This window comes from Acinetobacter sp. Li1LvA2 (genome assembly GCF_056156705.1).
On the sequence record NZ_JBSICF010000002.1, the window covers coordinates 234,009 to 256,388 of the forward strand.

Sequence of the window (22,380 nt, forward strand, 5' to 3'; positions counted from 1 at the left end):
TTATTCCCCTTGAGCAGCGTGTTCAGCTGTTGCATGCGCAGCAGAGTGGTCAACACCATGATAGTTACTCATATAATGGTTGATAATTGTTTCAAACAATTGTGGTTCAACTGAAGAGTAATAAGTCACAGGGTGTGGCTTAGTCGGGAACGGTTTCATAGCTTCAGCTTTAGCAAGCGCTTCTTGATCACCAGCAGCTTTAGCACGATTTACTAAATGCTCGATCTGGTGCTTAGAACGGTCACCATCACGTAAGGTTGCTAATTCAGCTTGGTCAAGCGTAGTTTTTTGAACTGCTTCTGGATTAATAGTAGAACCATTACCCGCTTTTACAGCTGCTACCCATTCGTTGAACTGTTGCTCTGTAACACTATGCGCCTTGAAACGCATTTGAGAGAAACCGTAACCTGAGTAGTTAGAAGAGAAACCACGATATACGCCAGTTTCATTTGCTAACAAATGAAGGTGAGTTTGCATACCTGCCATTGCATAAATCTGGCCGCCTAACTGTGGAATGAAGAATGAGTTCATTGTAAAGTTAGAGGTGATTTTAAAGCTTAACGGAGTTTTTTCAGGGAAACGTACTTCGTTAACAGTTGCAATGTTTTGTTCAGGATAAATGAAGATCCACTTAAACTGTTCTGCAACAACTTGAATAGTTAAAGGAGCTTTATCTGATTCTAAAGGACGGTATGGGTCATACTTGTGGGAACCCCACCAAGTTAACCAAGCTAGAATACCAATAATAATGACAGGGATACCCCATACTACAACTTCAATTGTAGTTGAGTGTGCCCATGTAGGTTTATAGTCTGCATCTTTATTTGACGCGCGATATTTCCAACCAAACCATAATGCCATGATGATTGAAGGAATCACCACAAGTAACATTAAATAGATCGCAGTCATCATAAGGTCACTTTGACCTTGACCAACTGGACCTTTAGAGTTTAGAAGTACCATATCACCACCACACCCAGTCAAAAGTGCGGCAAGCGTTGATAAAGACAATACAGCTAAAATCGTTTGTCTCATTTTACAACCTCGGTGAAGAGTCCCATTCCCTAATTAAATATGGGATAGCGATTAAAGTGTCGCATGATTGAGAACGCTAATCCTTAAATTTAGACTTCTCAATTATATGACACCGCTACGTTGTAGGGCATTATGCCTCATATCGACAAACTAAGCTATACATAAAGTAGTCTGAAATAATTGTTTTAAAACCCGATTTTTTTTGTAGGGTATCCAATCTATATGGAGCTTTTATTTAAATATCAACTCTCTATAGAAAAAAGGAGGCGAGGTGCCTCCTTTTTTTTTAGACCTTAAATGAATGAGTCATTCACTATCATTTGATCACTTTTGTTCTTGCAATTTTGTCATGTAGTGCCTGTCTCTTTTGCCCTAATGCAAAAGCGTAGTCAATAATTGTACTAATAGGCATAAACAACAAGTTGAGTATGATGAAAACAATACTTCTTAATAAGAAGATGCGAGTTAAATTAACTTTACCATTGCTCTCGGCATCTACAATTTTAATTCCAACAATTTTCTTACCTATACTTTGCCCATATTTTGTTAAAAGAAAGGCTTGAATTGCAAGCATGATTACGACGTAAACAAGCATAGAATGCCAAGCTTCAATAGGAATTAAAGTAAAAAGTTGATGTTGTAGCTCTGCTGCTTTAGTTGAAGCAACTTCAGCTGATTGCATTTGTTTTTGCAATTCAAATAATTGCTTATACTGAGATTCATTAAAGAAAAAAGACGGAATTGCGGCTATTGGTAACCAAAGCAATAAGTCAATAATTTTTGCCAAAGCTCGAGATGGAATAGAGGCAAGTTCGTGAATTTTAGGTTCTACACGAATTTGACGAATAGTTTCGTTAGGTGAGCTGTTTGTGTTTATGACAGGTGCAGAATAACCGATAGGTTGATATACAAGTTTACCTTGGGTTAATTCTCCTAAAGCTTTCCATTCTGTCATGCCTTCATGCCAAGCTAAATCAGTTAACAAAATTTGTTGGCTAGCCAACATTTGATTTACTTGTTCTAAGGTGTAAGGCCCAGCTTGTTGATTATTACGTGCCAAGTAAATTTGCATAAATAAAAATTCTCTATTCTAAAGATGAAAAAAGACCCACGGATGGGCCTTTTTTTATAACATATTAGATTTGCTTGATTTTTTCTTCAGCAAGGAAGAACCATGTATCTAAAACTGAGTCTGGATTAAGAGAAACAGACTCAATACCTTGTTCCATTAACCATTTTGCAAGATCTGGATGGTCTGAAGGACCTTGACCACAGATGCCTACATATTTGCCCGCTTTACGGCACGCATGAATTGCCATTGAAAGAAGTGCTTTAACTGCTGCATCACGCTCGTCAAATAGGTGTGAAACAATACCTGAGTCACGGTCAAGACCTAGGGTTAACTGAGTTAAGTCATTCGAACCAATAGAGAAGCCATCAAAATGCTCTAGGAACTGTTCAGCTAACAAAGCGTTAGTTGGTAATTCACACATCATGATTACTTTTAAGCCATTCTCACCGCGTCTCAAACCATTTTGTGCAAGTAACTCAATAACGCGTTTTGCTTCAGATACAGTACGTACAAAAGGAATCATGATTTGAATATTGGTTAAACCCATTTCATCACGAGCTTTTTTAAGTGCACGGCATTCTAATTCGAAACAGTCACGGAAGTTATCAGATACATAACGGCTTGCACCACGGAAACCTAGCATCGGGTTTTCTTCTTCAGGCTCGTATAACTTACCGCCAATCAAGTTTGCATATTCATTTGATTTGAAGTCAGACATACGAACGATAACAGGCTTGTCACCGAATGCAGCAGCAAGAGTCGCAATACCTTCAACCAATTTTTCAACATAGAAATCTACTGGTGAAGCATAACCCGCAGTACGAGTTAGAACCGCAGCACGAGTTTCACGCGGTAGGCTATCAATGTTGAGTAGGGCTTTAGGATGCACGCCGATCATACGGTTAATAATGAACTCAAGACGAGCAAGACCAATACCTTCATTTGGAATTTGAGCAAAGTCAAACGCGCGGTCAGGGTTACCTACGTTCATCATAATTTTGAACGATAGCTTAGGCATAGATTCAATTGAGTTACGTTGAACTTCAAAATCTAAAGCACCTTCGTAAATGAAGCCAGTGTCACCCTCAGCACAAGAAACAGTTACTTCTTGACCATCAGTCAATACTTCTGTTGCGTTACCACAGCCTACAATAGCAGGTACACCAAGTTCACGTGCAATAATTGCCGCGTGACATGTACGACCACCGCGGTTAGTAATAATTGCCGCCGCACGCTTCATTACCGGTTCCCAATCAGGATCGGTCATATCTGATACAAGAACGTCGCCTTCTTGAACTTTGTCCATTTCTTTAATTGAATTAATGATACGGACTTTACCAGAACCAATACGTTGACCAATTGAACGGCCTTCACAAAGAACAGTACCTCTTTGTTTAAGAAGGTAGCGCTCCATTGTGCCTACATTTTGACGGCTTTTTACTGTTTCAGGGCGAGCTTGAACAATGTAAATTTGACCATCATCGCCATCTTTTGCCCATTCGATATCCATTGGCGCACCGTAATGCTGCTCAATAATAAGCGCTTGTTTAGCTAGCTCTTGTAACTCATGATCATTTAAAGCAAATTGTTGGCGCTCTTGTTTTTCAACATCAACAACAACAACTGATTTACCAGCAGAACCTTCTTCACCATAAATCATTTTCTGGTGTTTTGAACCAAGGTTACGGCGTAAAACTGAATGTCTACCAGCATTTAATAATGGTTTAGATAAGTAAAATTCGTCTGGGTTAACTGCACCCTGTACAACCATTTCACCTAAACCATAAGATGCTGTAATAAATACAACTTCGCGGAAACCAGACTCAGTATCAAGTGTAAACATTACACCCGCAGCGCCAGTTTCTGAGCGAACCATACGCTGAACACCTGCAGAAAGTGCAACAACGTCATGGTCAAAACCTTGGTGTACACGGTAAGAAATCGCGCGGTCATTATATAAAGAAGCAAATACTTCTTTAATCGCAATAAGAACGTTATCAATACCGCGAATATTCAAGAAAGTTTCTTGCTGACCTGCGAATGAAGCATCTGGTAAATCTTCAGCAGTTGCAGATGAACGAACGGCAACCGCGATTTCTGGGTTGCCGTTAGAAAGAGTTGTAAAAGCGGCGCGAATTTCTTGTTCTAGGGCTGCAGTGAGTGGAGTCTCTACAATCCATTGACGAATTTTAGCGCCTGTTTCTGCAAGAGCATTTACGTCATCGACGTTGAGTTGAGCAAGTTCTGCTTGAATTCGAGCGTTAAGACCGCTTTGATCTAAGAACTCACGATAGGCATCAGCAGTAGTTGCAAAACCGCCAGGTACCGATACACCAGCATTTGATAAATGGCTGATCATTTCACCCAAAGATGAGTTTTTCCCACCTACGAGTTCGACATCGTGTTTCCCTAATTTTTCTAGACCGATTACGCGCGCTTCCAAAGTTTTCACTCCACTTTTGCAGTATTAATGTCTATCTTGGCATGAAATTATAAAAATAAAGTGCTTAGTTGAGAATTATACTAAGCGACAGTCATGTAAGATCAGTTTACTATAAAGATTATATAGCACTAAGACAAATGTTTAAGGAGAATTTTAATGTCAGAAAGTAAACAGTTTAGACGGAGCGTTTTTTTTATTTCTGATGGAACTGCAATTACTGCCGAGACTCTTGGACATTCGTTATTAGCACAATTTCCCAATGTTGATTTTGATATTCATATCATGCCGTATATTACAACTGAAGAAGCGGCAATGGATGTTGTGATTGAAATTAATAGATGTCAAACCAAAGATGGTTGTCTACCTTTAGTCTTTGACACTTTAGTTGATCCACACGTACGAGAAATCATTAATACCGCTAAAGCAGTTAATCTTGATGTGTTTGAAGGTTTAATCAGCAAATTAGAACAAGAGTTAGGTACGCCTCCTACGACATTAGTTGGGCAGACACATGCCGTAACCGATTCTGAATCTTATAAAGCTCGTATTGATGCTGTTCATTTTGCGCTTGATAATGATGATGGAGCGCGTACTCGTCATTATGATAAAGCGGATTTAATCTTAATTGGCGTTTCTCGTTCGGGTAAAACTCCAACTTCTATTTACTTATCTCTTCAATTCGGTATCCGTGTTGCAAACTATCCTTTAACAGAAGAAGATTTGGATGATAACCGTTTGCCAGCAGTACTAAGACCGCATCGCAGTAAATTGTTTGGTTTAATGATTGATGCTGAGCGATTAGTTGCGATTCGCAGTGAGCGTAAGGCAAATAGTCGCTATGCAAGTTTTAGTCAATGCCAAATGGAACTTAGAGCAATTGAAGGAATCTATATTTCAGAAGGGATTAAATATTTAAACGTGACGGAAATGTCGATTGAAGAAATTTCAACGCGCGTTTTACAAATGACAGGATTAAAACGTCGTATTGGTTAATTTAGTCAAACCTTTATTTTAACCATTCAATTTATATATATTTATTTGTGATTAAATTGAATGGTTTTAAATATAAAACATGAGAAAAATAAAAGTTTTAAATATAAAACAAAAAGTTATTAAAACGTTTTTATTGGTTATCAGCCTGTAAGGTTTTTATGATCCAATTGTGAAATAAAATAAGAGTATTGAAAAGAAATGTATATATTTGAGTGAGTTTAAAAATTCTAATTAATTAATTTTTCTAAATATTTTTAAAAATCATGTAAAAATACATCAAATACTTAAAAGTGATAAATAGATCACACTATTTTTGTATTGTGTGATTAGTTTTTGATTTTAATTATACTTTCCCACCTCGATATGGGACTATCCGATTATCAAAATGCTAAAAAAATGTGTTTTTTCATTGGTATATATCTTGCCACTTAATTTATATGCCGCTCAAATGGATGAATTGCGAGAGCAAGCTATTCATACTTACAAAACTGGACAAACTCACCAAGCAATATTGCAACTAGATCAATTGCTAAAAACCTATCCGCATGATCAAAAATTGCTAGCTGATTATTTAGTTGTAATGTCAAATGAAAAAAAAGATCTAGTAACTTTTTCTCAGCATTTAGCGAATATTAATTTAGTTACTTTTCCAGAATATGGACAGTTACCTTTAATACGTAATTTACGTGATTTTAAACACTTTAAAGATGCGATTGCTTGGTCAAATAAATTTAATATTCAAAAAACGCCTGATGGACAGATTTTGCTAGCAGTTTTATATGCTGAAGCTAAAGATGTTGTAAATAGCAAAGTACAGTTAGCAAAGATTAATACTAAAAATCTGAAGACTGATCAACTTGTACAAATCGCCTATGCATATCGACTTATCAATTCGCCTGTAGATGCTTTATCTGTAATTGAACAAGCATATGAGCAGCAGCCGAAGTCTTTCGCAGTTTTACAAGAATACAGTTACGACTTAGCGGCTGTAGGGGCCTATAACAAGGCTCAGCAGTTATTGCTTGCCAGCGATAAAAATCCACAAACAGAATCGTTGCAACACTGGCTACAAGTCAGTGAATTTTCTCAACGTGTAAATAACGCAATTACTCGTTATAAATATTTGAATCGGGAAGGCATGGCAGATAGTGAAGCTTTTGCTGAGCTTGATACTGTGTTAAAGCAAGGCGAGCAAATGCAGCCTTTGATTCAACCGTCAGATCCTAATTATTTAAGATTCCATTATGACTATATATATGCATTAGATTTCCGCGGACGTAGCCGTACGGTATTAGATCAATTTACTAAATTAAATGTACCTCTAGAAAAACTACCTGCCTATATTCGTCATGCAATAGCTGATAGCTATTTGGCTGAAAGACAGCCGCAACAAGCTGAGCTTGCTTTTAAAACCTTACTGACTGAAAAAAACTATTCAGATATGACGGTATATACGGGGCTTTATTATTCTTATATTGAACAAGAAAAATATAAAGAAGCTGAACAACTTTTAAGTGATGTTGATCGGTTAATCCCTACGTATAAATATAGTCAAGCCAAAGGGGTGGATAAATCGAGCCACCCTGATCGTGATGATTATATTGCTTTACAAGGTATGCATTTAGCTTATGCAAATCATTTGGATCAATCAGAAAAACATTTCCAGAAACAAGTAGATCTTGCACCTGCCAACGAAGGTTTAATTAATAATTTAGCTCGTGTTGAGCGTTGGAGAGATAAACCTTTACAGTCCAAACAAACAATTGATCGTTTAAATGGCTTAACACCAGTTGCTAAAGATACTCGAATTAACCAGATGCAAAATGCTCAGGCGTTAGGGGATATTCCTGAGTGGCGCAAAAGCACAGAAACTCTTTTGCAATATTATCCTGAAGATAGCGGTGTAGTTAAAAGTCGAAAAGAGTTAGACGATCGTGATAGAGCAACCATCTCGCACTCAACAACTTGGGGCCAAAGTAAAGCAGAGAATAGCGATTCTGTGAGTGGGCAAAATGGTTTAAAAGACCGTGAAATGGAAACTCGTCTTAATAGCCCGTGGATTAAAGATAATTATCGCCTATTTGCTTGGCATCAAGATCGTTTCGGAGAATATCGTTTTGGTGATGTGCATGACCAACGTTATGGCGTCGGTGCTGAGTGGCAAGCAAACCGTAAGGCGTTGTCGGCAATTTTGTCGCAAAGTACAGATGGTGGACAAGCAGGGGTCCGTCTTGATTGGTCGCAATGGTTAAACGACCACTGGCAATATCAATTGCAATATGACAGTCAAGCTAATATTCCATTGCAGGCAATTGACGCTGGTGAGGATGGGCAAGCTTACCGTGCCGCTTTGACATGGCAAAAAGATGAGTCACGTCAAATTGGGGCGAGTTATGGCTTAACCGATATAAGCGATGGTAATAAACAACAAGAATTTTCTACTTTTTGGCGCGAGCGATTATTTGATGCGCCTCACCATATTACCTACGGAACCGTTCGTGGATTTTATGGCAGTAATAGCCAAGATCAGACAGCTTACTTTAGCCCAAGCAATCACTACAGTGCTGAGTTGAATTTAAGCCATGACTGGATCACTTGGCGAGAATATGAACGCTCATTTAAGCAGCATTTTGAAGCTGGAGTCGGGCTTTATAAACAAGCAGATTACTCAGCTCGACCAACATATTCTTTGCAATATCAACATCAATGGCAGCTCTCACGGACCTGGCAACTTAATTATGGAATTGGTTGGCAATACCATCCATACGACGGTCATGATGAACAACATACCTACGGTATTTTTGGATTTGAAGGGCGTTTTTAATGAATAATATGAAGTTAAAAATGTTGAGCTGTGTGTTTGCTTCAACATTATTACCCGTACAGTTTTCTCATGCCCGCATTGAAACTGAACTACCAAAAAATCATACGGTTTCTTTAACTTTTCATGATGTGAGAGATGACGTACTAAAGGAAGGCGACCGTGATGTTTATGCGATTCAGACTAATAATCTGGCGCAATTTCTTGATTGGCTCAGTCAGTCTGATTGGAAACCAATTCGTCTGAAAGATATTGAAGAGGCGCGTAAGCAAAGTAAAGAATTACCTCATAACTCTATTCTACTTACCTTCGATGATGGTGCGTTGAGTAGTTATAGCCGAGTATTTCCTTTACTTAAGCAATATAAAATTCCAGCAGTTTTTGCTCTTCCAACCAGTTGGTTAAATGGCAATACTCAGGCAGGTTATGAAGCTTATGGGCAGGGTAACTTGGTGAACTGGGCTCAAGTTCGTGAAATGCAAGCATCGGGGTTAGCCGAGTTTGCAAGCCATAGTGATGATTTGCATCATGGTGTATTGGCCAATCCTCAAGGCAATGAGCAACCGGCTGCAACTTCTTATACCTATTTAAAATCGCAATCACGTTATGAAACTGATGCAGAATATCAACAACGTATTTTGCAGGATTTGAAAAAATCCTACGCTGTTTTGAAAAAAGAAGTTGGTGTTAATCCGAAAGCAATTATTTGGCCTTATGGCGCTGTGAATGAGCAACTGGAAAAACTAGCGCAGCAAGCCGGTTTTGAGTTTTCTTTCAGTTTGGGGCGTGATGGTATGAATCGTGTGAATGATTCAACTTTCAAGCGTAGCTTGGTTATAGGTAACCCTACAGCTGAACAGCTCACCGAAGGCATGTTAAATATTTTGAACTTTGAAGAGTCAGATTTATTTAAGCAACCACGTCATTTTGTGAGTATGGATTTAAAGCAATTAGCAGCTCAACAAAATGCTCAGACCGATGAAAAACTAGGGCAGTTGTTATCAAAACTATATAGCCTAAAAAACAATGCTCTAATCTTAAAGCCTTTGGAAGATAAAGATGGAGATGGGCAATACGATGTTGCTTATTTCCCTACAGATAAAATGCCTGTTCAACAGGATATTTTAAACCGTAGTTTATGGCAGGCTCAAACTCGGGCAGGTCAATCGGTAATATTAGAACTGCCAGCTTATCCTAAAAGAGATAAGCCATTTTTAACAGTAGATTTGGCTAAAGATATCGCACGCTTTAACAGTAATTTAAGCGGTGTTCAGCTCAATGCGGGAACAGCTTTAAACTGCGCAATGCAAAAAATAACAGTGCAAGAAAACAGTTGTATTGAGCAATCAAAACAGCTCGCACAACTGAGTCAAATGACTAAAAAAGCGGTCAAACCTTATTTAAATATGAGTAATCAGGCGCAGTTTAGTTTATTACTTACACCTGATTTAGATCATGTGGAAAAGCTACCTGAGCTTATCAAAACGCTTTTATTACAACATGATTTAGTCAATTTGAAGTTCGATGTGATTGGTAAGAAAAAGCAATTTAATGAGTTGCTAATGCTTTTAAATACACTTAATGAAAATGATAAGCAAAGAATAATGCTGACTTTAGAATTACCAGAAAACTCGCAAAAAACTGCTTGGGAAGAAGTACAGCAAGGACTTTTTTCGATTCAGCGAGTAGGAATCCAGAAATTTGGTATCGATGGCTATGACTTTGAAAAATCAAAAGATGTTCATCAATATTTGTATAATCCAATTAGTCTGAATGCTAGTCCTGTGATGTATCAGCCTTTTGCTGAATTGGTAGAGGGGAAAAAGTAATGAGAGTATTACTTGATATTCTATTTGCTTTTGCCTTTTTATATCCCTTACTGATGGCTTGGACATGGATGGTAGGGGGACTTTGGTTCTTCTTTAAAAGAGAATACCGCGAACAAGCACTTCCTGAACCGACCAGCGAAGGATGCAGTATCATCATTCCGTGTTTTAACGAAGAAGCCCAAGTACGCCAAACAATTCGTTATGCACTGCAAACCAAATATCCTAATTTTGAAGTGATCGCCGTTAATGATGGAAGTAGTGACAGGACAGTTGAAATTCTAGATGAATTGTCAGCACAAGATTCACGACTTCGGGTTGTGCACTTAGCAGAAAATCAGGGTAAGGCCGTAGCTTTAAGATCTGGAGTATTGGTGAGTAAATACGAATATCTTGTTTGTATTGATGGCGATGCATTGTTACATCCGCACGCCGTACTTTGGTTAATGCAGCCATTTATTAACTTCCCGCGAATTGGTGCTGTAACGGGCAACCCACGAATTTTAAACCGATCTAGTATTTTAGGAAAATTACAGGTTGGTGAGTTTTCTTCGATTATTGGTTTGATTAAACGTGCGCAGCGTACATATGGTCGTATTTTTACAGTATCGGGTGTGATTGCGGCATTTCGTAAAACAGCACTCGTTCGAGTCGGTTTTTGGTCAGATGATAAAATTACCGAAGATATTGATATTTCATGGAAGCTACAGCTCGACCATTGGGATATTCAGTATATTCCACAAGCGCTTTGTTATATCTATATGCCTGAGACATTTAAAGGGTTATGGAAGCAACGCCTTCGTTGGGCTCAAGGTGGGGTAGAGGTTCTTATAGAATATATTCCACAAATGTTCAAACTTCGTGTTCGCAGAATGTGGCCAGTCATGATTGAGGCACTAGTCAGTATTATCTGGTCTTATGTCATGATTCTGATCTTTACGCTATTTTTTGTGGGATTGTTTATTGAGTTGCCTCAGCAATGGCAGATCAAAACGCTTATGCCACAGTGGTACGGTGTAATACTCGGTGGCACATGTTTAATCCAGTTTTTGGTGAGTCTGTGGATTGATCAACGCTATGACCGTAGCCGCTTCTTTAGAAATTATTTTTGGGTCATTTGGTATCCGTTATTTTTCTGGCTACTGACTTTGTTCACAAGTGTTGTTGCGGTACCAAAGACTTTATTTAACACTAAAAAACGTGCCCGCTGGGTAAGCCCAGACCGAGGCTTCCGTGGAGATAACCCATGAAACTTGAGGAAAATAAGGATATCGAAACGTTAGATATCCCTGAATATATTGACCAGCCAGAATACGTCAAAAATAAAACGGCAAATTATACATTACAAACCATCGGTTGGTTTTGTTTGATGTGGTTGTTGTTTCCATTGGTTTCACTATTTTTATGGGTTTTTGAAGGACACTTAATTTATGATTATGTCTGGGTTGACCATATATCAGAAGTTAAGACTTTATTACATTTAGCTTTGCTCATTGGAATTAGTGCGCTCATTTTAATTTTATGGGCGAGTTATAACTGGATTAGGTTTAGTGGCGAGGACCGAAGAGCTAAGGCGCCTAATAGTTCTGTTGAACTGTTAGCTGCCCAATTTTCGGTTAGTTCCGAGATGTTAAGTGAATTGCAAAAGAAACAACGTGTCATTTTGCATTACGATGATCATGGCAATTTGCAAAAGTATGAGTAAATAAAAAAGCATGGCTTAAAAACCATGCTTTTTTTTATTTTTATGCGGTTGTTCTAATGATGATATCAACAGGTTGTTCTATGCCGTCCATACTATGAATTGATTTATGGTTAACTTTAACAATCGGCCAAGTTTGTAATTTACAGTTGGATTTTTGGAGTGCCGCATAATAACTATCAGATTTAAAAAATACCTTTTTAGCCGTTGCCATATTGGGTGTTAAAAGGCGCTTAAGCCATGTTTCACTCACTTGAGTATCAAGAAAACGTAAAGCCAAAAGACTTTTTACTCGATTGTTAAATAATCTCCGGTTTTTGATAATGAGAGGATGGGTAATTAACTTATTTGTGCCCATTTGACTGTGGGGTAAAATAAAGTGAGGTGTGATTTGAAATACGGTCACAAATTTTGCTTGTTGACAGATTTTTTCAAGATGGGTCACGGTATCTTGATTTGTACCAATAATCGCGACAGATGAATGTGAAAAATCAAATTCTTTAATTGAGGTTGATGAAATCACTTGACCAGTAAAGTCTTCAAAATCTTGAGAGGTATTTTGAAAAATTACTGATTTTGAAGTGTTATTTTTAATATTAATACTCATTTTTCCAAAAGTCCTTTTGGTTTTTAAGTCATGATGTTTTTATCGTTTTAATATAAATAACCAAGCAGGAAGTTGGGGTAAAGTCTTTTCAGATAGATGGTCATCCCATACTCGAAATCAATTCAAGTATGGGCATGCGAAGCGGAGTTTAATGTCCTGTTTTTACGTTCATTAGTTGTGTAAAGCTTTCTAAACGTTTACCTGTATCGTATACATCGCATGTGAAAATAAATTCATCAACATCGTATGTCGCTAAAAGTTTTTGTAAACCAGAGCGAACTGTATCTACAGAACCAATTTGAGCCATTGCATAGAAATTTTCAACAGAAAGCTGTTCTGCTGTATTCCATAATCCCTGCATTGATTCAACTGGTGGTTTAAGCTTTAAACTTTCGCCACGAATTAAACCTAATACACGTTGGTACGCACTCGTTGCTAAGAACTGAGCTTCCTCATCTGTATCTGCCACAACAACAGGCACACCCATTGAAACATAAGGCTTATCTAAGTACTCAGAAGGCTCAAAGTTCTCTCGATAGAGCTGAATCGCTTGACCTAACATACGTGGTGCAAAATGAGATGCAAATGAGTAGGGAAGTCCAAGTTTTGCCGCCAGTTGCGCACTAAAAAGACTAGATCCAAGTAACCAAACAGGAACATGGGTATTTTGCCCTGGCGTTGCAATAATCTTTTGCCCGGCCTGAGGGGCACCAAAATATTTTAAGATTTCGACAACATCTTTTGGAAATTGATCTTCTGTTTCTTGATGACCACGACGTAAAGCTCGCATGGTAAGTTGATCTGTACCAGGAGCACGGCCTAAGCCAAGTTCAATACGGTTTGGATATAATGTAGCAAGTGTTCCAAATTGTTCTGCGACAACTAAAGGAGCATGGTTAGGAAGCATAATGCCGCCGGAACCTAAACGAATATGTTGTGTATGTGCTGCAATAAAACCGAGTAAAACCGCTGTAGCAGAGCTCGCAATTCCATCCATGTTGTGATGTTCTGCAAGCCAGAAACGTTCAAAACCTAGTTTCTCTGCATGTTGTGCTAACTCTAATGCGTGACGTAACGAAAATTCGATGGTTTTATCATTACGAATGGGAGCAAGTTCTAAAATTGAAAACTTGGTATCTTGAAGTGATCGCATGCGATATTCTCGAATAGGGATATATCGAAATACTACGATATATAAGGGATAATGTATATCGTTTTTTTTCGATATTAAATTTTACCTTTTAATAAAAAAAGCACCCGAAGGTGCTCTTTTGTTTCATATGTGAATTAGCGATTTTTATACCAACCACGGTGTAAGCCATTGTCGTGGCGGTGACGACCACCTTTATAATAACGACGGTCACCATCATCATATCTACGATCATCTCGATCGTAACGGCTACCACGATCATAGCGATCATCGTAGTTACGATCTTCAGAAACTTTACGACCTAGGGCTGAACCACCCGCAGCACCTACTGCTGCACCGATATAGCCTCCGTTGGTACCGCCCATATTTTTACCGACGGTATAACCAGCACCACCACCTAAAGCACCACCAATCGCAGCTTCGGTACGATTGCGACGGTCACTCGCTGCGGCTGCACCACCAGCACCACCTAAAGCAGCACCAATGGTTGCGCCTGTTGTGCCACCCATGCTTTTACCAATTGCTGTACCAACTACACTACCTAAAGCAGATGTTGCAGCAACACGCGTACCATTATCTGCATGTGCAACTGTCACAATAGACGATGTTGCAAGTACTGCACTAGCTAACCAAATATTCATTTTCATCTTGGAACTCCATGTCCTTTTTACTGAAAGGACAGTATTTTTATCTTGAAGTAAATGTAATAAAAAATTTCGTGATAATTATGGAGAAGCCAAACGGAGATACGAGTGTTTTGTGTCGGTTTGTATTGTTTCTATTAATTTATGGATAAATCCTGAGCAAAGGAGAGGTAATGAATATTTGTTGATGCTAATAAAAAAGCACCCGAAGGTGCTTAGAGTCGTTTCATCAAATTTAATTAATGATGACGACGGTGTTTTTTCTTCCAGTGTTTAGAAGATCGGTCATAATCGCGGTCTTTAGAAATTTTATTACCTAAAGCACCACCACCTGCCGCACCTAAAGCGGCACCGATGTATCCACCGTTTGTACCACCCATACTTTTACCAACGGTATAACCAGCACCACCGCCTAAACCGCCGCCAATTGCGGATTCTGTACGGTGACGACGATCACTTGCAACAGCTGCACCACCAGCACCACCTAAAGCAGCACCAATTGTTGCGCCAGAAGTACCGCCCATGCTTTTACCAATTGCAGTACCAGCGACACTACCTAGAGCAGAAGCAGCTGCTACATGTGTTGTGTTGTCAGCATGAGCTACAGTAACCATAGAAGTTGCTAAAACAGCACTACATAACCAAGCATTTAATTTCATTTTCTACTCCGTGTCCTTAGCAGCAGGACGCTATATCTTTTGTTATGGCAAATGTAACAAAACACGTTTCTCAAAATATGGAGAACCATCAATTCATTATTGTAGTTTAGTGTCTGGTTTGTATGTTTTCTATTAAAATAGAATATTTAATACCCATATAAATAAATATGAATCTCATTTAATTTTAATGAGTTGATTACTCACGATCTGAACAGAGAAAATTGATCAAAGCTCTTGTCGCAGAAGACATATGTTTATGTTGTGCATATAGTAAAGAGAAAGGGCGTGTGTGACCTGCATATCGTTCAAGTAAAGGCTGTAGCGTTCCTTGTTGAATTTTTTCATTAACAATAAAGTCGTAACTCTGGCATATCCCTAGTCCATTTTCAGCAAGAGACACGACTCCTAAAATATCTTCTTTTACTAAAATCCGATTTGTTGGTATCCACTGAATTTCCTGATCTATATCTTTAAGGAACCACGGAGTGACCTTGCCATTACTGGGTAACTCAAAGGCTATACACTGATGATGATTTAATTCTTCTAGCGTTTTTGGAATACCCATACGCTTTAAATAAGTGGGTGAGGCAACAAGTTTTAAAGGTGCTTGTTCTAAAGGTCGAGCCACAAAAGAGCTATTTGGAAGATGTCCTTGACGAATAGCTAAATCAAATCCCTCAGCAATTAAATCAACGTTTCGATTAGAAATACTGATTTCAATTTGAATGTCCGGATATTGCAAAAGAAATTTTTCTAGTAAGGGTGGTAAACGATAGTGACCATACGTTGTAGGAACACTTAATTTGATTTTCCCAGAAATTTGCAGTTGTTCGCCTTGAATTACACGTTCTGCATGGTCAATTAACTGAAAAGCATGCTGCATTTTTTCGTAATAAAGTTGGCCTGCTTCCGTCAAGCTCAGATGGCGAGTCGTTCTTCTAAAAAACTGGATACCCAATTTTTTCTCCAGCCGTGTAATTGTTCTACTAATGACTGAAGGCGTCGTAGACAAATGAATTGCAGTTGCGCTAATAGAAAGCTTCTCAGCTACAATTAAAAACACTTCAACATCGGCAAGATGATCAAATTGACGAGACATTTTGTCCTCAAACGCAAAAAAGATTTGTAAACGGAGTTGTTTTTCTACCTCTGGGGTAAAAATAGAATATAGCCATCCCAGTTATAAATCCAGCAAATGCTTGGAATGAAGGTCGAATAATGAAGATGTTAAATAAAATAATGTTTGCAATGATTACCGCTTCAGCAGCGTTAAGTGCAAATGCAGCTCATGTATTGGTTGTGTTGTCTGATGAAGCCCAATTAGAGCTAAAGAATAATCAGGTTTTTAAAACAGGTTTTTACCTTAATGAATTGATGCAGCCTACAAAAATGCTTTTAGATGCAGGTCACACAGTAACTTTTGCGACCCCTCATGGGAAAGCTCCGACTTTAGATGAGTCATCAAATAGTGCAATGTATTTTAACCAAGATGAAAAAGCGTTAAAGCAATATGCAGGTTTATTGCATGATCTAAAGTTAACATCTGCTCAAGATTCTCCAGTTTTGAGTTTGTCTCGCATTGAGCAAATTGGGTTTGATAAGTTTGATGCGATTTATATTCCGGGTGGACATGCGCCCATGCAAGACTTATTAAAAGATAAACAGCTCGGCAAAGTCCTCACGGCTTTTCATAAAGCTGGAAAACCTACCGCATTGGTTTGCCATGGTCCTATCGCTTTAATGTCAACTTTACCTAATGCCTCGGAAGTAGTTGGTCAACTAGAACAAGGTAAAACAGTCAAAACTGGTGAATGGATTTATAAAAATTATCGGATGACGGTGATTAGCAATCAAGAAGAAGAGCAAGCAAAAGCTTTGTTAAAAGGTGGTGAAATGAAGTTCTATCCACAAACGGCATTACAGTCAATTGGGGGTAAATATCAAAGTAATACAACTGCGTGGACTCCAAATGTGGTGGTGGATCGTGAACTTATTACTGGACAAAATCCAGCCTCGGCTGTTCTTGTCGGTAAAACATTATTAGAAAAATTAAAATAAATAGACCAGATAATAGAGGTTTTATAAATAAAGCCTCTATTACCAGTTGAGTGAAAAACGTGGCTTATTATTTTTTTATAGAGAAAGCTAAATTATAGGCGAGTAAATAAACCTCATCTGAAATCATTATATCGTTCAGCCGTTACTTACGGTGAAAGTTGATGAATTGGCTGATTATATATGTCATTTAAGCGCCATAATCTGTAAACTATGCGCTATTTTACGATTTTGCTTATCTTCTATTTATATAGCATTCGATAAGCTTTTTGGACTTTTGAGATATTTCCTCTTATGAAAGCGTCACTCCGTTTACGACTTGATCAACTCTGTGATCGACATGAAGAACTTACCGCGTTGCTTGCAGATGTGGAAGTCATCTCCGATAACAAACGTTTCCGTAAATTGTCTCGCGAACATAGTGATTTATCTGAAATTACCGAAGTTTGGGGCAAATACCGTCAAGCAGAAGAAGATATTGAAACTGCTGAAATGATGAAGTCTGATCCTGACTTTAAAGATATGGCAGAAGAAGAAATTCAAGCAAATAAAGATTTGCTTGTAGAGTTAGAAAGCCAGCTCAATATTTTAATGATTCCAAAAGATCCAAATGACTCTAATGCAGCTTATTTAGAAATTCGCGCTGGAACGGGTGGTGACGAGGCTGCAATTTTCTCTGGTGATTTATTCCGCATGTACAGTAAATATGCCGAGACACAAGGTTGGCGTATTGAAGTTCTTTCTGAAAATGAAGGCGAGCATGGTGGTTTTAAAGAAGTCATTTGCCGCGTAGATGGTGATGGCGTTTACGGTCGCTTAAAATTTGAAAGTGGTGCTCACCGAGTGCAACGTGTTCCTGCAACTGAATCACAAGGGCGCGTTCATACTTCAGCATGTACAGTTGCGATCTTGCCTGAAATTGATGTCGATACCAACGTTGAAATTAATCCGGCAGATTTACGTATTGATACTTACCGTGCGTCAGGTGCAGGTGGTCAGCACATTAACAAAACTGACTCGGCAGTGCGTATTACCCACATCCCAACGGGTACAGTGGTTGAGTGCCAAGAAGAACGTTCACAGCATAAAAACAAAGCTAAAGCGATGGCTCTTTTGGTATCGCGTTTAGAAAATGCCAAACGTGCAGCAGCTGATGCAGCAACTTCTGAAATGCGTCGTGATTTAGTGGGTTCTGGTGACCGTTCGGAACGTATCCGTACTTATAACTACCCACAAGGGCGTATGACTGACCATCGTATTAACCTGACTTTATATAAGTTAGACGCGATTATGGAAGGCGATTTAACTGAGTTGCTTGATAGCTTACACCGTGAATATCAGGCAGATCAGTTAGCGATGCTTGCACAGGAAAATGGCGGCTAATGAATATTGCTCAAGCGCTTACAATTCGTGGTGAGCCTGACAGTTATGAACGACAAGAAAATGCTTGGTTACTTGAGCATTTTCTAAAAATAAATTCGCTTGAATTAAAGTTTAGACTTGAGCAAGAGTTAACAACCCAACAAGAGCAAGACTACTTGGCAGGTCTTGAACGTATTCAAAATGGTGAACCTTTAGCTTACGTGACGGGTTCACAGCCTTTTTGGACGCTCGATTTAAAAGTAACATCTGATACTTTGGTGCCACGTCCGGATACTGAAATTTTAGTTGAAACCGTTTTAAATCTAAATTTGCCAAATACTGCAAATATTGTTGATTTGGGAACGGGGACAGGTGCAATTGCGCTTGCGTTAGCGAGTGAACGTCCAACTTGGACCGTCACAGCAACTGATATTTATGCGCCTACTTTAGAAGTCGCAAAAGAAAATGCACTAGCTCATAATTTGCAACGTGTAAAATTCGCTTGTGGCGCTTGGTTTGAAGCACTTGAGCCACAAAAATTTGATTTAATTGTTTCTAATCCGCCGTACATTGACCCTGAAGATGAACACATGCAAGCTTTGGCAACAGAGCCACGCCGTGCATTGGTTGCAGATCATCAGGGACTGGCTGATATTGAAATTATTATCGCTCAAGGGAAAAACTGGTTAAAACCACAAGGCTGGATTGCACTAGAGCATGGTTATGATCAGGGGCAAGCTGTTCGAAATATATTTGCTGAGCATGGTTTTAGTGAAATTAAAACCATTCAAGACTATGGCCAAAATGATCGGGTTACGTTGGCTTCATTATCAATAAAATAAGAACGATTTAATCTATAGACTTAAAGGTCGCTTCCCGATACGCACCTGGACTGACGCCAGTCCATTTTTTAAAGGCACGGTGGAAAGCACTTGGGTCTTGGAAATTTAAGTCTTCACTAATGTCTTGTATTGAATCATTGCTTTTACTTAAACGTTCAATCGCAATATCACAGCGGATTTCATTTTTAATTTGTTGATAACTCATACCTTCATGTTTCAGTCGGCGCTGAATGGTGGCTTCTGAAATATTGAGTTGTTTTGCAACATCTTTGAGTTCGGGCCATTGCGCGGGGTGGAGTTTTAATAAATGGCGACGAATAAGAACGCTCAAGGCATTTTCATTTTTAAAGCGAACTAAAAGATTTTGCGGCGTTTGTTCTAAAAAATCATAAAGCGCTTTTTTATCTTTTTTAATTTTAATATCTAAGTAATGAGCATCGAATTCAACTCGATTTATCTCGGCATTAAATTGAATATCTTCACCGAAACGTACGAGATAATCTTGAATATCGTTCGGTTTAGGACAACGTACTCTAATATTATTTAAACCAATTCGTTGGTCTACTAACCAGCACATAAGTCCGTGTACTAATATTAAAAAGGTTGCATAGGTAAACATGCGTTTAGGTTGTTTTTGATCATGAATCACCAAATAAGCTTTTTCTTGATCTCGAATGAGTTCTCCATGCATGTCATCAAGCACAAAGTTAAAAAACTTTAAAATATCATGGAGTGCCTTTTCTAAAGTTTCGGCCGTACTGACAAGTTTAGTCAATAACTTATAGCTGCCACGACGCATAGGGTGGCTATCCATACCAAAAAACTCATCGTTCATGGCGTTGGCAAGCTCTATCCATAATTGGGCATATGTCGTAACAGGCACACGAGCCTTTGGAGACATCAGTAATTCAGTGGGGATGCCTGCTTTATTGAGAATTATTTGTGTATTTAGGCCTTTGGCATAAGCCGCACTCAGTGCTTCATGTACTAGTGCAATCGAAATTGTGCCTTTACTTAAAGAAGATTGGACAACCATGTCAAAGACTCATATTTTCTTCATATATTTCAAGTGAAATATTTCATATTTAAAATTTGGATTGATCAAAAGCTGCAAGCATTTTGAGGCTTTTTGAAATTGTATCGGAAAACAACAACTTTTACTCTCACTACTAAGTTTAAAGAATATTTCTATAGGATCGTAAATAATGAAAATTCAAGGAAAACATTTCGTGATTACTGGTGGTGGCTCTGGCTTAGGTGCTGCTACAGCTGAATATCTAGTTCAACAAGGGGCCTCAGTCACGTTGGTTGACATGAATGTAGAAGCAGGCGAGCAGCAGGCGAAACAACTAGGGCCACACGCAGACTTCGTAAAACTTGATGTAACCGATGAAGTTGCTGCTGAACAGTTCTTTAAAGATGTATTGGTTAAACATGGTCATTTGCATGGTTTAGTGAACTGTGCTGGGATTGGACCTTCTGCTAAAGTGGTTGGCCGTGAGGGTGTTCATGATTTGGGGTTATTTGCAAAAACTTTAAATATTAATGTCACAGGTACATTTAACATGCTGCGTTTTGCAGCAGATGCAATGAGTAAAAATACGGTCGAAGCAGGCGAAGAGGACCGTGGTGTCATTGTTAACACCGCTTCCGTTGCGGCATTTGACGGTCAAATTGGTCAGGCTGCGTATTCAGCCTCTAAAGGCGCTATTGTTGCCATGACATTGCCGATTGCTCGTGAGCTTGCGCGCCATGCTATTCGCATTATGACCATTGCGCCAGGGATTATGGAAACCCCCATGCTTAAGGGCATGCCACAAAATGTTCAAGATGCTTTAGGACAAATGGTGCCATATCCATCTCGTTTAGGAAAACCCGAAGAATTTGCTCGTTTAGTTGGGCATATTGCTGAAAACTCTTACTTAAATGGTGAAGTTATTCGTTTGGATGGTGCAATTCGTATGGCAGCAAAATAATAAAAATAAGGATGTTGAAATGATTCTAAATGCTGAGCAAAGTATGGTTCAGGAAATGATGCGTAACTACTCGCAGAATCAGTTAAAACCAACAGCCGCACATCGCGATAAAACCCATGAGTTTCCTGCTCAGGAATTAAAAGATTTAGGTGCACTAGGTGCTATGGGGATGACCGTTCCAAATGAATGGGGCGGTGCGGGAATGGATTATGTATCTTTGGTGCTTGCAATCGAAGAAATTGCCGCAGGTGATGGTGCTATTTCGACTATCGTAAGTGTTCAAAATTCATTGATTTGCGGTATTACGCTCGCGTATGGTTCAGAGCAGCAAAAAACAAACCTATTTGCCAAAATTTGCATCTGGTGAATGGCTAGGATGTTTTTGTTTAACTGAGCCTCATGTCGGTTCCGATGCGAGCGCAATTTTATGTAAAGCTAAGCGCGATGGTGACCATTGGGTTTTAAATGGCGTAAAACAATTTATTACCAGTGGTAAAAATGCCCAAGTGGCTTTGGTGTTTGCGGTTACAGATAAACAAGCTGGCAAAAAAGGCATTTCGTGCTTTCTTGTGCCGACGAACACGCAAGGTTATTTTGTGACTCGACTTGAAGACAAAATGGGCCAACATGCTTCAGACACAGCGACCATTACTTTTGAGGACTGTCGAATTCCGTTAGAAAATTTGGTAGGGCAAGAGGGCGAAGGTTATAAAATAGCATTATCTAATTTAGCAGCTGGACGTATTGGTATTGCTGCTCAATCTGTTGGAATGGCAAGAGCTGCTTTTGATGCGGCGGTGCAATATGCAAATGAACGCAAAGCTTTTGGTGTAGAGTTAGTCCAACATCAGGCAGTGAGTTTCCGTTTAGCCGATATGGCAACCCAGATTGAAGCTGCACATCAGCTCGTTTTACATGCTGCAACTTTAAAAGATGCGGGATTGCCTTGTTTAAAAGAAGCTTCAATGGCAAAGCTATTTGCGTCTACTATGGCTGAACGAGTATGTTCGGATGCGATTCAGATTCATGGCGGTTATGGCTACGTAAGTGATTTCCCTGTAGAGAGAATTTATCGTGATGTTCGTGTAAGCCAGATTTATGAAGGGGCTTCGGATATTCAACGTTTGGTGATTGCTCGTGAAGTTGCTCAAGTTTAAATACGAGATTTTAAAAAATAGTTACTGACTGCAAAA

At 38.9% G+C, this 22,380-nt stretch carries 18 protein-coding genes and 1 pseudogene; 10 read left to right on the plus strand and 9 right to left on the minus strand.

The genetic code is table 11. From position 1 onward, the window contains the following. From cyoA to ppsA, 3 genes are all read right to left on the minus strand, one after another. Positions 1 to 1,035, minus strand: coding sequence for a ubiquinol oxidase subunit II (cyoA, locus tag ACS604_RS05710; protein ID WP_004791463.1), 1,035 nt, complete (start codon positions 1,033 to 1,035; stop codon positions 1 to 3). A gap of 316 nt (positions 1,036 to 1,351) precedes the next feature. After that, a complete protein-coding gene (locus tag ACS604_RS05715; protein ID WP_004791466.1) occupies positions 1,352 to 2,107 on the minus strand; it encodes an RDD family protein in 756 nt (251 codons plus the stop codon). 64 nt (positions 2,108 to 2,171) lie between these two features. Further along, a complete protein-coding gene (gene ppsA, locus ACS604_RS05720) occupies positions 2,172 to 4,559 on the minus strand; it encodes a phosphoenolpyruvate synthase (RefSeq protein ID WP_171065147.1) in 2,388 nt (795 codons plus the stop codon). A 147-nt stretch (positions 4,560 to 4,706) separates the two neighbouring features. Between ppsA and ppsR the strand changes: the two genes are divergently transcribed. The 5 genes from ppsR to pgaD all read left to right on the plus strand — a co-directional run bounded on the left by ppsR (position 4,707) and on the right by pgaD (position 11,895). Further along, entirely contained in the window at positions 4,707 to 5,543 is an 837-nt protein-coding gene (gene ppsR / locus ACS604_RS05725; RefSeq protein ID WP_004791471.1) for a posphoenolpyruvate synthetase regulatory kinase/phosphorylase PpsR, read from the plus strand. Between the two features lie 385 nt (positions 5,544 to 5,928). Then, complete coding sequence (gene pgaA / locus ACS604_RS05730) at positions 5,929 to 8,367, plus strand: poly-beta-1,6 N-acetyl-D-glucosamine export porin PgaA (RefSeq protein WP_474770683.1); 2,439 nt, start codon at positions 5,929 to 5,931, stop codon at positions 8,365 to 8,367. Next, on the plus strand, positions 8,367 to 10,193 hold the full coding sequence (gene pgaB / locus ACS604_RS05735) for a poly-beta-1,6-N-acetyl-D-glucosamine N-deacetylase PgaB (protein ID WP_474770685.1): 1,827 nt from the start codon (positions 8,367 to 8,369) through the stop codon (positions 10,191 to 10,193). The genes pgaA and pgaB overlap by 1 nt, the downstream gene beginning before the upstream one ends. Further along, complete coding sequence (pgaC, locus tag ACS604_RS05740) at positions 10,193 to 11,440, plus strand: poly-beta-1,6-N-acetyl-D-glucosamine synthase (protein WP_474770688.1); 1,248 nt, start codon at positions 10,193 to 10,195, stop codon at positions 11,438 to 11,440. The genes pgaB and pgaC overlap by 1 nt, the downstream gene beginning before the upstream one ends. Beyond that, positions 11,437 to 11,895, plus strand: a complete 459-nt coding sequence (pgaD, locus tag ACS604_RS05745; protein WP_474770690.1) for a poly-beta-1,6-N-acetyl-D-glucosamine biosynthesis protein PgaD — start codon at positions 11,437 to 11,439, stop codon at positions 11,893 to 11,895. The genes pgaC and pgaD overlap by 4 nt, the downstream gene beginning before the upstream one ends. A gap of 40 nt (positions 11,896 to 11,935) precedes the next feature. Here pgaD and ACS604_RS05750 read toward each other — a convergent pair whose 3' ends face one another. The 5 genes from ACS604_RS05750 to ACS604_RS05770 all read right to left on the minus strand — a co-directional run bounded on the left by ACS604_RS05750 (position 11,936) and on the right by ACS604_RS05770 (position 16,051). Then, on the minus strand, positions 11,936 to 12,499 hold the full coding sequence (locus tag ACS604_RS05750; protein WP_004791480.1) for an NAD(P)/FAD-dependent oxidoreductase: 564 nt from the start codon (positions 12,497 to 12,499) through the stop codon (positions 11,936 to 11,938). 148 nt (positions 12,500 to 12,647) lie between these two features. Beyond that, positions 12,648 to 13,652 (minus strand): LLM class flavin-dependent oxidoreductase, encoded by a 1,005-nt coding sequence (locus tag ACS604_RS05755; protein WP_474770692.1) that lies wholly within the window; start codon positions 13,650 to 13,652, stop codon positions 12,648 to 12,650. A gap of 134 nt (positions 13,653 to 13,786) precedes the next feature. Continuing rightward, positions 13,787 to 14,296 carry a glycine zipper domain-containing protein gene (locus tag ACS604_RS05760; protein WP_174728358.1) on the minus strand — a complete coding sequence of 170 codons (510 nt, stop codon included), beginning with the start codon at positions 14,294 to 14,296 and terminating at the stop codon, positions 13,787 to 13,789. Between the two features lie 236 nt (positions 14,297 to 14,532). Then, positions 14,533 to 14,952 carry a glycine zipper domain-containing protein gene (locus tag ACS604_RS05765; RefSeq protein WP_004791486.1) on the minus strand — a complete coding sequence of 140 codons (420 nt, stop codon included), beginning with the start codon at positions 14,950 to 14,952 and terminating at the stop codon, positions 14,533 to 14,535. 196 nt (positions 14,953 to 15,148) lie between these two features. Next, the gene (locus ACS604_RS05770) at positions 15,149 to 16,051 is read right to left on the minus strand and encodes a LysR family transcriptional regulator (protein WP_474770695.1); all 903 of its coding nucleotides are present in this window, start codon (positions 16,049 to 16,051) and stop codon (positions 15,149 to 15,151) included. Positions 16,052 to 16,170: 119 nt separating this feature from the next. Here ACS604_RS05770 and ACS604_RS05775 point away from each other — a divergent pair, with 119 nt between their 5' ends. The 3 genes from ACS604_RS05775 (at position 16,171) to prmC (ending at position 19,211) form a co-directional block, all read left to right on the plus strand. Beyond that, positions 16,171 to 17,010, plus strand: a complete 840-nt coding sequence (locus tag ACS604_RS05775; protein WP_440202349.1) for a type 1 glutamine amidotransferase domain-containing protein — start codon at positions 16,171 to 16,173, stop codon at positions 17,008 to 17,010. Between the two features lie 291 nt (positions 17,011 to 17,301). Next, complete coding sequence (gene prfA, locus ACS604_RS05780) at positions 17,302 to 18,390, plus strand: peptide chain release factor 1 (protein WP_174739291.1); 1,089 nt, start codon at positions 17,302 to 17,304, stop codon at positions 18,388 to 18,390. Further along, positions 18,390 to 19,211 carry a peptide chain release factor N(5)-glutamine methyltransferase gene (gene prmC / locus ACS604_RS05785; protein WP_474770698.1) on the plus strand — a complete coding sequence of 274 codons (822 nt, stop codon included), beginning with the start codon at positions 18,390 to 18,392 and terminating at the stop codon, positions 19,209 to 19,211. The genes prfA and prmC overlap by 1 nt, the downstream gene beginning before the upstream one ends. Before the next feature lie 7 nt (positions 19,212 to 19,218). Here prmC and ACS604_RS05790 read toward each other — a convergent pair whose 3' ends face one another. Then, positions 19,219 to 20,247: an AraC family transcriptional regulator gene (locus tag ACS604_RS05790; protein ID WP_474770701.1), complete on the minus strand. Its 1,029-nt coding sequence runs from the start codon at positions 20,245 to 20,247 to the stop codon at positions 19,219 to 19,221. A gap of 169 nt (positions 20,248 to 20,416) precedes the next feature. On the opposite strand from ACS604_RS05790, the gene ACS604_RS05795 reads away from it, so the two are divergent. Both ACS604_RS05795 and ACS604_RS05800 read left to right on the plus strand, forming a co-directional pair. After that, entirely contained in the window at positions 20,417 to 21,187 is a 771-nt protein-coding gene (locus tag ACS604_RS05795) for a 3-hydroxyacyl-CoA dehydrogenase (RefSeq protein ID WP_474770704.1), read from the plus strand. 19 nt (positions 21,188 to 21,206) lie between these two features. Continuing rightward, positions 21,207 to 22,344: pseudogene (locus ACS604_RS05800) on the plus strand (acyl-CoA dehydrogenase family protein). The last annotated feature ends 36 nt before the right edge of the window (positions 22,345 to 22,380 follow it).

Bases quoted from the DNA above. Each gene is read 5' to 3' on its own strand.
- cyoA (WP_004791463.1), bottom strand. From the start codon at position 1,035: ATGAGACAAACGATTTTAGCTGTATTGTCTTTATCAACGCTTGCCGCA.
- ACS604_RS05715 (WP_004791466.1), bottom strand. From the start codon at position 2,107: ATGCAAATTTACTTGGCACGTAATAATCAACAAGCTGGGCCTTACACC.
- ppsR (WP_004791471.1), top strand. From the start codon at position 4,707: ATGTCAGAAAGTAAACAGTTTAGACGGAGCGTTTTTTTTATTTCTGAT.
- pgaA (WP_474770683.1), top strand. From the start codon at position 5,929: ATGCTAAAAAAATGTGTTTTTTCATTGGTATATATCTTGCCACTTAAT.
- pgaB (WP_474770685.1), top strand. From the start codon at position 8,367: ATGAATAATATGAAGTTAAAAATGTTGAGCTGTGTGTTTGCTTCAACA.
- pgaC (WP_474770688.1), top strand. From the start codon at position 10,193: ATGAGAGTATTACTTGATATTCTATTTGCTTTTGCCTTTTTATATCCC.
- pgaD (WP_474770690.1), top strand. From the start codon at position 11,437: ATGAAACTTGAGGAAAATAAGGATATCGAAACGTTAGATATCCCTGAA.
- ACS604_RS05750 (WP_004791480.1), bottom strand. From the start codon at position 12,499: ATGAGTATTAATATTAAAAATAACACTTCAAAATCAGTAATTTTTCAA.
- ACS604_RS05755 (WP_474770692.1), bottom strand. From the start codon at position 13,652: ATGCGATCACTTCAAGATACCAAGTTTTCAATTTTAGAACTTGCTCCC.
- ACS604_RS05760 (WP_174728358.1), bottom strand. From the start codon at position 14,296: ATGAAAATGAATATTTGGTTAGCTAGTGCAGTACTTGCAACATCGTCT.
- ACS604_RS05765 (WP_004791486.1), bottom strand. From the start codon at position 14,952: ATGAAATTAAATGCTTGGTTATGTAGTGCTGTTTTAGCAACTTCTATG.
- ACS604_RS05770 (WP_474770695.1), bottom strand. From the start codon at position 16,051: ATGTCTCGTCAATTTGATCATCTTGCCGATGTTGAAGTGTTTTTAATT.
- ACS604_RS05775 (WP_440202349.1), top strand. From the start codon at position 16,171: ATGAAGATGTTAAATAAAATAATGTTTGCAATGATTACCGCTTCAGCA.
- prfA (WP_174739291.1), top strand. From the start codon at position 17,302: ATGAAAGCGTCACTCCGTTTACGACTTGATCAACTCTGTGATCGACAT.
- prmC (WP_474770698.1), top strand. From the start codon at position 18,390: ATGAATATTGCTCAAGCGCTTACAATTCGTGGTGAGCCTGACAGTTAT.
- ACS604_RS05790 (WP_474770701.1), bottom strand. From the start codon at position 20,247: ATGGTTGTCCAATCTTCTTTAAGTAAAGGCACAATTTCGATTGCACTA.
- ACS604_RS05795 (WP_474770704.1), top strand. From the start codon at position 20,417: ATGAAAATTCAAGGAAAACATTTCGTGATTACTGGTGGTGGCTCTGGC.